We start from the raw sequence: 13560 nt of genomic DNA, 5'->3' as shown, positions 1-13560 counted from the left end.
CAACATTCGACAGGAGAACACATGTACCGCTTCCAAAATGATTATAATGAAATTGCACATCCTGCGGTCATGAAGGCAATCACTGATACAGTGGGGCAACGCTATGATGGATATGGTATGGATAAACTTTGTCATCAAGCTGCTCAATCAATAAAACAGCGTATTCAACAATCCGATGCGGATATTCACTTTTTTAATGGTGGCACCATTACTAATTTAACCGCTATCTCTCATTTTTTACGTCCACACCAAGCTGTTATTTCTGTCAGTACAGGGCATATTGCTACACATGAAACAGGCGCTATTGAAGCAACAGGACATAAAGTTATTACAACATTTTCCGCTGATGGCAAATTAACCCCTGCATTGTTAAAACCTATTCTTGCTGAGCATAATGATGAACATTGGGTTCAACCTAAGCTTGTTTATATAACGAATGCCACAGAAATTGGTACAGTTTATCGTAAAGCGGAGTTACAAGCGTTACGTAACTTCTGTAACCAGCATAATTTGTGGTTATACCTTGATGGTGCTCGTTTAGCAGCAGGATTAATGTCTGCACAAAGTGATCTGACTATCGAAGATATCGCCAGCTTAACCGATGCTTTTTATATTGGAGGCACTAAAATCGGTGCAATGTCAGCTGAAATGCTCGTAATTTGTCATCCAGCATTAAAATCTGATTTTCGTTTTAGCCTAAAGCAAAAGGGTGGATTACAAGCAAAAGGTTGGTTATTAGGCGCGCAATTTGAAGCTTTATTTAAAGATGATCTCTATTTTAAATTAGGCAAACACCTTAATGAAATGGCATTTCAATTAACTGAGTTTTTTACTGCGCAAGGTTTTGAGTTTTTAGCGCCACCAGAATCTAACCAAGTTTTTGTTATTTTGCCAAACATGATTGCAGAAAAATTAACTCAGCAGTTTGTTTTTCATCGTGTTTTACTTGAAGATCCTAATTTGAGTTGTTTACGTCTTTGTACTTCTTGGGCAACAACACAGCAAGATATTGATGGATTTAAAACAGCATTTCTTCAATTAGTTTAAATTTCAGTCTACATTTATCTTTTATTTTTATGCATTACACTCTTATTAAGTGTGTAATGCATTATCGATATAATCAGAATTTAATTACCTTAAATCTAAACATAATGATGGAGCGTCGCATTAATAATGTTATATTAATACTTCCTCTCTCAACATAGGTAGGGTAAAAGAATGAAGAAATTGACACTCCAAGAGATGACAGATGCCCAACAAATGCGAGTAAAAACCAGAATAGGTCAAGAGAGAAAGAAATTAGGGCGTGAATTAACCAATGCTGAAATGAACAAAGTCAAAGACTCCATTATTACCGAAATCTCCCTCGAAGTTGAAAAAGCCGCCAAAAAAGCACAAGCCCTCAAGAAGAAGCAAAAACTAGCCCCTAGTGATGAAACTTATAGTTGGTCAGCCAAAAACCATACTCGGGGATATCGTTAATATTGACAAAATAGCGCTAACTTTATCAATAAAAATTAGCGCTATTAATTTACCCTGATATTGACGCAATATTGTTATATTTCCATCGTCTCTATTAATGAATATAACTTTTTAAAAGCATGATATTTTTTTTCGTATGTTTTATGTTTTTCTAAATTTGGTGTATGGCGTTTTTCAAGCTTAGGTTGAGAAAGAACAATGTGTGATGAATGAGCAGGGTTTACCGCTAATTGTGCAAGTCTTGCCGCACCAAGAGCAGGGCCGACATCACCGCCTTGACGATAATCGAGGGTTTTTCCTGTAATATCTGCAAGAAGTTGTCGCCAATATTCGCTTCTGGCACCACCACCAATTAATGTAATATTATCAGCTAATTGACCTGCATTTTCAGCAACTTCAATCCCTTGTCGTAACGCAAAACTCACTCCTTCGAGAACTGCTTGGCATAAATCAGCCCGTTGATGCTCATGAGTTAATCCCCAAAAGATACCTTTCGCATTAGGGTTGTTATAAGGCGTCCGTTCACCTGAAAGATAAGGTAAAAAAAGTAGAGGGCTATCAGCAAAAGTAGCGTGTTCAACTTCTTCAAACATCGCACTTACACTCTCAATTCCTGTTAATTGACACACCCAATCAAGGCATGATGCTGCACTTAACATCACAGACATTAAATGCCAAGTATTCGGTAATGCATGACAAAAACTGTGTACTGCATTATCACTATTTTGGAGAAACTTTTCGCTAACAACAAAATAAACACCTGAAGTACCTAAAGAGAGCATTGCTTGACCGGGTTGATAAACACCAACACCAATTGCACCCGCTGCATTATCGCCACCACCAGCAATAATAGGAACTTGTTTCATCTGCCATTTTTTAGCGATATCAGCCAATAGATAGCCCGTTATTTGATTACCTTCAAACAATGTAGGCATTTGACGACGCGTTAATCCTGTCGCATTTAAAAGCTCATCACTCCAATCTCGCTTTTGCATATCTAACCAAAGCGTACCGGCTGAATCTGACATATCACTGGCGAAATTACCGCTCATTTTCCAACGTAAAAAATCTTTAGGTAATAAAACATGTGCAATGCGTTGAAAAATTTCCGGCTCATGTTCAGCAACCCATTGTAGTTTTGGCGCAGTAAAGCCGGGCATAACTAAGTTACCCGTGATTTTTTTAAACTGAGGATATTGCGCCTCAAGCATTTGGCACTGTTTAAAACTACGACCGTCGTTCCATAAGATGGCAGGACGTAGCACTGCTTGTTGAGCATCAAGTAAAACAGCACCATGCATCTGTCCGCTTAACCCAATTGCTTCGATTTGATCCATTGAGTAACTGCGCCCAAGCTGAAGAATAGCGTCTTGCGTAGCTTGCCACCATTGCAGTGGATCTTGTTCTGACCATTGAGGGTGAGGGCGTGATATAGCTAAAGAAACGGAATGACTGGCAACAACGTCACCTTGCTCATTCATGATGATCGCTTTAACGCTTGAAGTGCCTAAATCTAGCCCTAAATACATGAAATTACCTCATGACCTGTCTCTAATTATAAACACAGCGGAAAACCCGCTGTGTTATTACATTGATGCAATTAACCAAAAATATAGCGATTCACTAAACTTTCTAGCATTTCTTGGCGTCCACTTTGTAACTGTGGTGCTAAGGTATTGCTTTGCGCATATTTCGCCACTTCTTCAAGGCTTAATTTACCTTGTAAGATATTTTGACCAAACTCCGCACTCCAACCTGAGTAACGCTGCGCCGTAAATTTATCAAGACCACCATCTTGGATCATTCTTGCTGCAATGCGTAATGCCATTGCCATTGTGTCCATTCCTGAGATATGCCCGTAGAAAAGGTCATATTTATCATTACTTTGACGACGAACTTTAGCATCAAAGTTTAAACCACCTGTTGTAAACCCACCCGATTTAAGAATTTCATACATCACGAGTGCATTTTCTTCTACGCTATTTGGGAATTGGTCTGTATCCCAACCTAATTGTGGATCGCCACGGTTAGCATCAACAGAGCCTAAAATACCTAACGCGATGGCAGTCGCAATTTCATGGTGGAAGCTATGTCCTGCTAATGTTGCGTGGTTGGCTTCAATGTTTACTTTGACTTCTTTTTCAAGACCGAACTGTTTTAAGAAGCCATAAACCGTCGCAGTATCATAATCATACTGATGTTTTGTCGGCTCTTGTGGTTTTGGTTCAATCAGTAATGTGCCTTGGAAACCAATTTTATGTTTGTGTTCAACAACCATCTGCATAAAACGGCCAATTTGCTCTCTTTCTTGGCGTAAATCTGTATTTAACAGAGTTTCATAACCTTCGCGTCCGCCCCATAATACATAGTTTTCGCCACCCAGCGCTTTTGTCGCTTTCATCGCTTCACAAACTTGTGTCGCTGCCCATGCAAAAACGTCAGGATCAGGATTAGTTGCCGCACCTGCGCCATAGCGAGGATTAGTAAAGCAGTTTGCAGTTCCCCATAACAGCTTAACGTTGGTTTCTTCTTGTTTTTTCGCTAATACATCGGTGATCGCCGCCATATTAGAGATATATTCATTGATGTTATTACCTTCAGAAATAACATCAACATCATGAAAGCAGTAGAAAGGAACATTGAGCTTATGAAAGAACTCAAAGGCAACATCGGCTTTACGTTTAGCTTGTTCTAAGGCTTCACCCGGAGTTTGCCACGGTCTATCAAAAGTACCGATACCGAACATATCAGAACCATTCCAGCAGAAGTTATGCCAATAACAAGCTGCAAATCTTAGGTGATCTTCCATTCGCTTACCTAAAATAATCTCATCAGGATTATAGTAACGAAACGCTAATGGGTTATCGCTTGTTGTGCCTTCATATTGAATTTGTTCAATTTTATCAAAGTAAGACATGGAACCGTCCTTATTTAGTATCAAGTTGTAATTCTGAATGTGATTCAAGCTCAGCAGTCATCTCTTCCTGCTCTTCTGGTGTTAATTTGGCAATGCCAAAGCCCGTGAAACCCCACAGCATGGCAAAGAAGATGCCACTCCAGCACAATACCGCCCAAGGTAAGTAACTTAAGGTTGCAACACCTAACGTACCTGCCATATAAGCCCCTGCGGCTGTCCACGGTAAAATGGGTTCAAAGATAGTGGCGGAGTCTTCTACAGTACGAGCTAGGTTTTTAGGGTGTAAGCCTCGTTCTATGTAGGCACCGCGTAACATTTCGATAGGAATAAGGATTGAGATTTGTCCATTACAGGTCACGCCAATCATGGTTAGCCCGCAAGCAATTGTGGCTAAGATCATTGAACCTGTTGAGTGAACCATTTTTAACAATGCATGGACAATCACTTCTAATGCGCCACTTAACGATAAAGTACCGGCAAAAGAGAGGGCGCAGAAACAGATAAGCAGGGTGCTCATCATCGAGTTCATGCCACCACGATTTAATAAGTTACCTAATAATTCAGGGACTTCTTTCCCTTGGATCATCGAGACATTAAAACCATCAACTGCACTTTTTACGATGTCATGTAAGCCAAAGCCTTGAATAAGATAAGCATTAAACATCGCAATGGCGGCAGAAGCTAACATCACGGGAATAGTCGGTTTTTTCGTTACCGAACCATATAAAATCACTAATACAGGAATGAGAAGGATCAGATTAAAGTTATAAACATTCTCAAGACCATTTGTAATTAATGTCACTTTTTCTGGCACACCTTGACCTGCTAAATCGCCATTCATGCCATAAACAGTCATCACAATCGCAGTTAAAATCAGCGAAGGCAGTGTTGTATAAAGTAAGTGCCAAATATGTTGATAAAGGTCGATTCTAGCTGCCATAGCAGCAAGGTTAGTATCACCTGATAAGGGTGATAATTTGTCACCAAAATAAGCACCCGCAACCACGGCACCTGCTGTTGCTGCAAGGTTTGCATCCATACCAACGGCAACCCCCATAAAGGCAACGCCGATGGTTCCTGCTGAACCCCATGACGTTCCCGTACAGACCGACACTAATGATGTAACCAATAATGCCGTGACATAAAGCATTTCTGGGCTGATCATTTTTAAGCCATAGTAGATCATCAATGGAATGGTGCCACCAATCATCCATGTGCCTATTAACAAGCCCACACTGATTAAAATCAGCAATGCTGGCATGGTTTTAGCAATTTTTTGTGATATTGCTGTTAAGATCTCGTCATAGCGATATCCTAATCGTTTTACTAATAGCGCAGCTACAACCGTAGATAGCACCATTAAAGGCTCTGGTGGTAAATCAAAAGCGGCGTAGCCTCCACCTAATAGCACCACCATGGTGAATATCGGAAAGAGTGATTCGAGTAATGTAGGTGTTCTCGGGCTGTTTATCGTTTGCGTTTTCATTGTAATTTATTCCAAACTGGCGTGAGGTAAGGTACGAATAAGCCGAGTGAAAACGGTTTCTAATATTGAACGAGGTGTCGCGATATTCATGCGGAAAAAACCATTCCCAACCGCACCAAAACCGCGCCCCCAACTCATTTCCACTTCAGCTAATGAAACAAACCAATGTTTTAGTTGTTCTTCGGTTAACTGCATTTTTTGGTAATTAATCCACAGCATGTAGGTGCCATGACTTTGTGTAATAACCCAATCAGGAAAATAGCGTTCACATTGTTCTTTTACCCAACGTCGGTTATCAGCAAGGTACGTTTTTAATTCACCCACCCATTGTTCGCCTTGTAAGGTATAGGCTTGTAAAAAAGCGGGTACTGAAAAATAACCAGGATTATGAATACCCGCGGCAATTAGGCATTGCTTGAATTTTTCACGATATTCAGGATTGGCAATAACTATATTGGCAACTTCGAGGCCAGCTAAATTGAATGTTTTAGCAGGAGAAGTACAAATAAAGGAGTGTTGTTCTACGTAAGTATTTACTGATGAAATAGGATGATAAGTTGCGTCATCAAAAACAAAATCTGCATGCACATCATCAGAAATAATAAAAACCTGATATTTTTGTGCAAGTTCCGCTATCTTTAATAAATCACTTTGTTGCCATACCGTTCCTGTTGGATTATGTGGTGATAGCAAAATAAAGCAGACAGACTGTTTAAACTTACTTTCCAAGTCATCAAAATCAATTTCATAATAGCCATCACGATAAATCAACGGGCTTTCTAATAGTTCACGCTGATTGACACAAACGGCATTGCTAATAGGATGATAAGCAGGAGATAGTGTTGTTACTTTATCGCCCACTTGTGTGAAGTTTTGAATATAAAGTGAAACAGCTTGAATAATACGAGGACAAAAAACAATAGATTCAGGATTAACAACCCACTGATATTGCGTTTTAAACCAATTTGCAGCAACGTTATTCCAATCATGGCTAAGGTCGGTATAGCCATAAATGCCTTTAAGATTAAATTCAGCAAGTTTATTAATAATAAAATCAGGCGCAGCTATCTCCATATCTGCAACAGATAACGGGATAACATTGGCGTTACTATTACACCATTTTGCGCTATAGGTATTTTGCCTAGAAATTAATTTATTAAAGTTGTTCTGATACATGAAAAATCTCCTCGGCAACCGTGTTTAAAAACAAAATACTCGTTGTTATTAACATTGGTTATTCCTATTTTTTACTTTGCTATTACGAAATTTGGCTTGTGTGATAGTAATCACATAGCGATGAAAGCAAGTTCTAGCAAAATTAAAGCTGTGGTTTAATGCGTAGCTGGATAATTAGGTAGAGTAAAATGAAAAAAGATAAATACTTTCGTATTGTGCTGTTATTCAACGCTAATAAAGTCTATGACCGACAAGTGGTTGAGGGTGTTGGAGAATATCTTCAGGCATCACAGTGCCATTGGGATGTATTTATTGAAGAGGATTTTCGTACTCGGCTTGATAATATAAATCATTGGGTTTGTGATGGTATTATTGCTGATTTTGATGATCCGATTATTGCTCAGCATTTAAGCCAATCACCATTAGCGGTTATAGGCGTCGGTGGCTCTTACCATCAAGAAGAAAATTATCCCCCCGTTCCCTATATCGCCACTGATAATTATGAATTAGTTCAACAAGCCTTTTTACATTTAAAGCAAAAAGGGCTTAAACACTTTGCTTTTTATGGCTTACCAGCAAAAGAGCATCCTCATTGGTCTAATGAACGAGAGCATGCCTTTCGTCAATTAGTCACCAGCGAGAAATATCCAGGCATTGTTTATAACGGCATGGATATTACTCAAGAAAATTGGCAACACGCACAAAACCGCTTATCAGATTGGATACAAACTTTACCGCCACAAACTGGGATTATTGCTGTTACCGATGCAAGAGCACGACATTTACTGCAAGTTTGCGATAATTTAGATATTAACGTGCCTGAAGAGATCAGCATTATTGGGATTGATGATGAAGATATGACGCGTTATTTATCTCGCATTGCATTATCTTCTGTTGTGCAAGGCTCACGACAAATGGGATATTTAGCAGCAAAGCTATTACATCAAACGTTGGAAGGGCATGTAACCGAGAAACAGCAAAGAATATTAGTGCCTCCCGTTAAAATAGTCGAACGCCGCTCAACCGATTTTCATTCATTTAACGATCCCACCGTTGTCCAAGCCATGCATTATATTTATTACAATGCCTGTAAAGGGATAAAAACAGAGCAAGTTTTAGATGCAGTTAATATGTCGCGTTCTAATTTAGAACAACGATTTAAAAAAGAAATTGGCAAGACAATTCATACCGTTATTTATGAAGAAAAACTCAAACGCGCTCAAAATTTATTAGCCACAACAACATTGGCGATACAAGAAATATCTGTGATGTGTGGCTATCCATCACTACAATATTTTTACTCTATCTTTAAAAAAGAATTTGGTATGACACCGAAAGAGTTTAGGGATGAGTGAGAAAATAGGGTAACAGAAATAAAAACACCTATCTCTTTCTACTATTCGCCCATGGATCGCAATCAGGGTGATCGATAACTTCAATCACATCATCAATATCTGCTTCAAGAGAATCAAGATATAGTGCTTCTACTTCAGCGCGCGCCCAAGGGGTTCTGCGCAAAAATTTTAAACTTGATTTCACGCTAGGATCACTTTTAAAGCAATTAATTTTGATAAGTTGTCCTAATTTAGCCCAACCATATTTTGCCACCAGCGCATTTACTTGCATTTCAAGAGTGACGCCATGTAGCGGATCTTTAGAAATATGTCCTGTCATGATTTTCTCAAATACGATTTATGATTTCAAAGGTAAGAAGCGGTGCAGAGTACAAGAAAGTCATAGCAGTATCAATAAAAGGAGCGGAATAAAGAGTAAACCAATTAGTGTTGACAGTTCAAAAAAGTAAAAGGCTCTCTATTAAAACAAACTTAATTAATTTATGTTTATCCGCTTACATTATCAATATGAGATAAGCATTCGCAATCTAATACCGTTATCGATTTACTCTTTAATGTAATCGCTTTAATACTCACTAAATGTGCTAAAGCGCGGTTTAATTGTCTGGTTGAGATCCCAAGCATTGCCGCTAATGAGTCTCTTTTTTCTAATTGAAAAGAGAGTCCTTCTTGCTGAGTTTTAAAAAATAAATATCGGCGCAATTTAAATTCTGAAGAATAGGGGGATTGAGAGTGTTTTAATGATGATTGATAAAGTTTTTTGCTTAATTGCTGGCAAATAAAGGTCAAGAAATTAGCATCTTGTAATGCTTTTTGTCTGACAATGGAAAGCGGTAACGCTAATAAATAAGAAGGCACTAAGGCTTGTACAGTACTAAACACCATTTCATCTTTGGCTGAAAAAAGTTCTAAATCACCAATCACACAAAAAGCTTGTTCAAAAGAAAAAACCACATGCTCACCGTTTATTTCGTAACGTTCAATCTGTAATTTTCCTTCCACTAAGCAGTATAAATGTGTTGCTTGGCTATTTTGCGTTATTAAATATTCCCCCGTTTTCACTTCCATTAATCGCATAGAAGACAACAATGCATCAGATAAGTAGGCATCAAGTTGGTGCATTGAAATAAAAGCGTTACGTTTTTTTTCATCATTAACTATTTTCACTTTTATTTTCCTTTCACGATGATGAGCAATTTATTATCGAAAATAACATACTTTTCAAAAAAGGACATATGTCCTTTTTTAGGCTGGTGGAAATTATTACTATCATGATATTCCTAATATTTAGAGCCTATATTGATGACATTTAATCCCAATTTATTACCTAAAGTTGAGCTTCATGTGCATTTAGATACCTGTTTAAGCTATTTTTATATTAAACAGCTAGATCCAACCATAAGCTTTGACGAGTTTAATCAGCAATTTGTTGCACATAAACCCTGTTTTGATTTGGGCGATTTTTTAAGTAAAGTCACACCACAAATTGATATTTTGCAGACAAAATCAGCAATTACACTGGCTGTTGACGATCTGTTTTATCAGTTGAAAGCAGACAATGTTATTTACGCTGAAATACGTTTTGCCCCGTTATTACACACAAAACAAGGCTTAACAGATAAAGACGTTGTTGAAGTTGTTATTTCAGCAATGAATGAAGCATCTCAAAAATATGATATTAAAGCCGGATTGATTTTATGCACATTACGCCATTTTAGTGCATTAGAGAGTCAGCAAACCGCCAATTTGGTTGCGGAATACCTTAATAAAGGCGTGGTTGCACTTGATTTAGCCGCAGATGAAGCGCGTTTTCCTTTAGATAATCATATTGCTGCTTTTGATTATGTTAAAAAAGCAGGTGGTAATTTAATTGCTCATGCCGGGGAAGCGAAAGGCGCTGAAAGCGTTACTGAAACATTGGATAAACTGCAAGTTACTCGAATTGGTCATGGTGTAAGAAGTATTGAAGATAGTGAAGTAGTTAACAGGCTTAAGTCTCAAAATATATTATTAGAGGTTTGCCCAAGCTGTAATATTATCTGCAATATATATGATCAAATAGACCAACACCCAGTTAATCAGCTAAAAAAGCAGGGTGTTAAATTAAATATTAATACCGATGCACGAACGGTTGCCAATACTTCATTAAATAAAGAGTATCAGTTATTGCATGATATTTTTGGTTGGCACGAAAAAGACTTTCAGCAATGTAATATTGATGCTCTTAATGCCAGTTTTATTTCTAATGACGTTCGTGAAAAGCTAATGGATAAGCTCAGCTAATTTTACGTAAAATAGCGATTTACACATCATAATCATGAGAAAGAACACATTTATTTTTAAGGTGTTCTTTCTACCAAAAACCAAAGTATGCAAAACAATCAAATAAAACAATAACTCTTATGTTTTGGTTTTTTATGATTTCATTATAAAGTGAATTATTTTCTTTTTAGTCATACTTAATTTCTAAATTTATTTAGATTTCTCATTTCAATTCTTATCGAAATGTTATTTATTTTTATAGGTACACTCTCTATCACTAAACAAAAAGGAGAATGTGATGATTGCTGTTATATTTGAAGTGAAAATAAAACCGGGGAAACAGCGCCGCTATTTGTCTTTAGCGGCTGACTTAAGACCATTATTAAAAGATATAGAGGGATTTATCTCAATAGAGCGTTTTCAAAGTTTATCAACGGAAGAAAAGTTATTGTCACTTTCTTGGTGGGAAAATGAAGAGGCTGTTTTACAATGGAAGAAAAATATTTCACATAAAAACGCACAACAAGAAGGCCGTGGATCTATTTTTGATTTTTACAAAATTAGCATTGTTTCTTTGACTCGCGAATATTCATTTGATGCAGAAAGTCTGTAATTAAATAGACTTGAGATCTTACTACAATAACGTGATTACACCATTAATGGCATGTCATCAAAGGACTTAAATTTCAAATGGCTAAATCAGAGATAAAATCGGAACATCAGCACACAGTAGAGTCAGCAATAGCTGCTGTTGGTGCAGCGATATCTGATATTTCCAGAGTGAAAATACTTTGTGCTTTAATGGATGGAAGGGCATGGACAGCCACTGAACTTAGCATTGTGGCAGATATTTCAGCTTCTACGACAAGTAGTCACTTATCGAAACTACTCAATAGCGGTCTTATTTCTGTAATAGCGCAAGGTAAATATCGTTACTTCCGATTAGCCAATGATGATATTGCAAAAGTTATTGAAAATTTAATGAGCTTTTCAACTGACCATATTTCACGAGCAAAAATAACAACCCCGAAAAACTTAAGAAAAGCACGCACTTGTTACAATCATTTGGCGGGTGAAGTCGCTGTTGATATTTATCACTCACTTTGTCAGCAAAAATGGATAACAGAAGATGGTCATACTATTACAACGCTAGGTCTTGAGCGATTTAAAAATATGGGTATTGATTTCCAAGCCAAAGGCTCACGTAATATTTGTTGTCCATGTTTAGATTGGAGTGAGCGCCGTTTTCATTTAGGAGGGCAAATTGGTGCGACTTTTCTTAGTTACGGGGAGTCACAAGGGTGGTTAACTCGACATCAAGGATATAGAGAAGTGACCATTAGCGAAAAGGGATATAAAGTGTTTGCTCAATATTTTAATGTGAAAAAGTAAGGTGAAGGTTTATCTAGTAAACCTAATTAAACCCAAAAATCGATAACACTAATAATGTGTTATCGATAAAAATCTGATGAAAGAAAAAGATACGAAATTGGCCATTATGTGGGGTATTAATAAGGTTCATAAATCCTGTGTCTATATTAAACTCAATTTAACATAATATACATTATGCGAACCTTAGTATCTAAATACGGATAGGCACTGAAATCTCTGTTTTTGGCTGGTTGATTATGTTGACCGATTTTTAGCTTAAGACTTATTCGCCAATGCTTTTTTTAGGTCTTGGATATAGATTTTTTGTCTCTTTTCAAATACCTTTTCATTCCCATATCAAACTTCCATCGTTGATATGGTACTTTGGCCGTTATCGTAAATGTGCTCACAAAGCTATCTTTAAATAGTATCAAGTTAAAAAAATATTTTTCGGCAGTAAGGACGTCAAAACGTATTCATTTAACTAAGACATGAATAACAACTCAAGTTTTATGCTAATCATTATCTAAAGGACAAGTTATGTTAATCATCTTCAGTGGTTTGCCTGGAAGCGGGAAAGTTACCTGAATGGCGTCTTGATGACCTGATGATCTCCTATTCAGTACCGGGAGGTGGTGTCGGGCCACATATTGATAACTATGATGTTTTTATCATTCAAGGAATGGGTCGTCGTCGCTGGCGTGTGGGTGATGCCCTGCCAATGCGCCAGTTCTGCCCTCATCCCGCATTACTACATGTTGATCCGTTTGAGCCAATTATTGATGTGGAAATGGCACCGGGAGATATTTTATATATCCCGCCTGGATTCCCTCACGATGGCTTCACCTTCGAAGATACCATGAACTATTCTGTCGGCTTTCGTGGACCAAATGGCCGTGATTTACTGAGCAGCTTTGCAGATTATGCACTGGAAAAAGATCTGGGCGGAGTCAATTATGGCGATCCAAACCTGACAATTCGCGACAATGCAGGAATAATGGAAACTCATGAAGTTGAAAGCCTGCGTGCCATGATGATTGAGATGATCAACAAGCCCTGTGATTTTGAACAGTGGTTAGGCCGTTTTGCAACAACACCGCGTCATGAGTTAGATATTGCACCTTCAGAACCACCTTATCAGCCAGAAGAAGTACTGAATGCGCTGAATGATGGTGAAAAACTAATCCGATTAAGCGGACTGCGCGTCCTACGCATCGGAGAGAATTTCTTTGTGAATACAGAAGCTTGGGCTACCAAAGAAACGAAGGGAGCAGATGCATTGTGCCAGTTTACAGAAGTTGGAGCAGATCAACTTGGTGAAGCATTGAAGAACCCAGCCTTTGTTGCAGAATTAACCGAATTTATCAATCAAGGATATTGGTACTTCGAAGAATAAGCGATATCTACTGAGCATAATAAAACACCTGCTTGCGGGTGTTTTTTTTATCGTTTCCGCCCTCCTTCTTTCTCAAGTCTAGTGGTGTTGGCTTCTTAATTGCAACAAGAGAACC

General features: G+C 38.0%; 12 protein-coding genes and 1 pseudogene. 7 read left to right on the top strand and 6 right to left on the bottom strand.

The genetic code is table 11. The features are described from left to right. The first annotated feature begins 21 nt into the window (after positions 1-21). Both CBE70_RS03520 and CBE70_RS03515 read left to right on the top strand, forming a co-directional pair. The gene (locus CBE70_RS03520) at positions 22-1047 is read left to right on the top strand and encodes a threonine aldolase family protein (protein ID WP_100158223.1); all 1026 of its coding nucleotides are present in this window, start codon (positions 22-24) and stop codon (positions 1045-1047) included. A 171-nt stretch (positions 1048-1218) separates the two neighbouring features. Continuing rightward, positions 1219-1482, top strand: a complete 264-nt coding sequence (locus CBE70_RS03515; RefSeq protein WP_100158222.1) for a DUF3811 domain-containing protein — start codon at positions 1219-1221, stop codon at positions 1480-1482. 74 nt (positions 1483-1556) lie between these two features. Here the strand turns inward: CBE70_RS03515 and xylB are convergent, their stop codons facing one another. The 4 genes from xylB to CBE70_RS03495 all read right to left on the bottom strand — a co-directional run bounded on the left by xylB (position 1557) and on the right by CBE70_RS03495 (position 7061). After that, positions 1557-3011, bottom strand: coding sequence for a xylulokinase (gene xylB, locus CBE70_RS03510; protein ID WP_100158221.1), 1455 nt, complete (start codon positions 3009-3011; stop codon positions 1557-1559). Positions 3012-3082: 71 nt separating this feature from the next. Then, positions 3083-4399 (bottom strand): xylose isomerase, encoded by a 1317-nt coding sequence (gene xylA, locus CBE70_RS03505; RefSeq protein WP_075672821.1) that lies wholly within the window; start codon positions 4397-4399, stop codon positions 3083-3085. 10 nt (positions 4400-4409) lie between these two features. Then, on the bottom strand, positions 4410-5885 hold the full coding sequence (nhaC, locus tag CBE70_RS03500; RefSeq protein ID WP_098942911.1) for a Na+/H+ antiporter NhaC: 1476 nt from the start codon (positions 5883-5885) through the stop codon (positions 4410-4412). 6 nt (positions 5886-5891) lie between these two features. After that, positions 5892-7061, bottom strand: a complete 1170-nt coding sequence (locus CBE70_RS03495) for a MalY/PatB family protein (RefSeq protein WP_100158220.1) — start codon at positions 7059-7061, stop codon at positions 5892-5894. Between the two features lie 188 nt (positions 7062-7249). Here CBE70_RS03495 and CBE70_RS03490 point away from each other — a divergent pair, with 188 nt between their 5' ends. Then, on the top strand, positions 7250-8416 hold the full coding sequence (locus tag CBE70_RS03490; protein WP_100158219.1) for a XylR family transcriptional regulator: 1167 nt from the start codon (positions 7250-7252) through the stop codon (positions 8414-8416). 28 nt (positions 8417-8444) lie between these two features. Here the strand turns inward: CBE70_RS03490 and CBE70_RS03485 are convergent, their stop codons facing one another. Beyond that, positions 8445-8735 (bottom strand): VF530 family protein, encoded by a 291-nt coding sequence (locus CBE70_RS03485; RefSeq protein WP_100158218.1) that lies wholly within the window; start codon positions 8733-8735, stop codon positions 8445-8447. Positions 8736-8902: 167 nt separating this feature from the next. Beyond that, complete coding sequence (locus CBE70_RS03480) at positions 8903-9583, bottom strand: Crp/Fnr family transcriptional regulator (protein ID WP_100158217.1); 681 nt, start codon at positions 9581-9583, stop codon at positions 8903-8905. Positions 9584-9718: 135 nt separating this feature from the next. On the opposite strand from CBE70_RS03480, the gene add reads away from it, so the two are divergent. From add to CBE70_RS03460, 4 genes and pseudogenes are all read left to right on the top strand, one after another. Then, a complete protein-coding gene (gene add / locus CBE70_RS03475; protein ID WP_100158216.1) occupies positions 9719-10699 on the top strand; it encodes an adenosine deaminase in 981 nt (326 codons plus the stop codon). A gap of 277 nt (positions 10700-10976) precedes the next feature. Further along, complete coding sequence (locus CBE70_RS03470; RefSeq protein ID WP_100158215.1) at positions 10977-11291, top strand: antibiotic biosynthesis monooxygenase family protein; 315 nt, start codon at positions 10977-10979, stop codon at positions 11289-11291. A gap of 77 nt (positions 11292-11368) precedes the next feature. After that, complete coding sequence (locus CBE70_RS03465; protein ID WP_100158214.1) at positions 11369-12070, top strand: ArsR/SmtB family transcription factor; 702 nt, start codon at positions 11369-11371, stop codon at positions 12068-12070. Positions 12071-12629: 559 nt separating this feature from the next. Beyond that, a pseudogene (locus tag CBE70_RS03460) lies at positions 12630-13445 on the top strand (ribosomal protein uL16 3-hydroxylase); the annotation flags it as partial. Positions 13446-13560: the final 115 nt, after the last annotated feature.

Source organism: Proteus columbae (assembly GCF_002777965.1).
Classification (GTDB): Bacteria; Pseudomonadota; Gammaproteobacteria; order Enterobacterales; family Enterobacteriaceae; genus Proteus; species Proteus columbae.
This window is presented reverse-complemented; position numbering and strand designations above follow the sequence as displayed.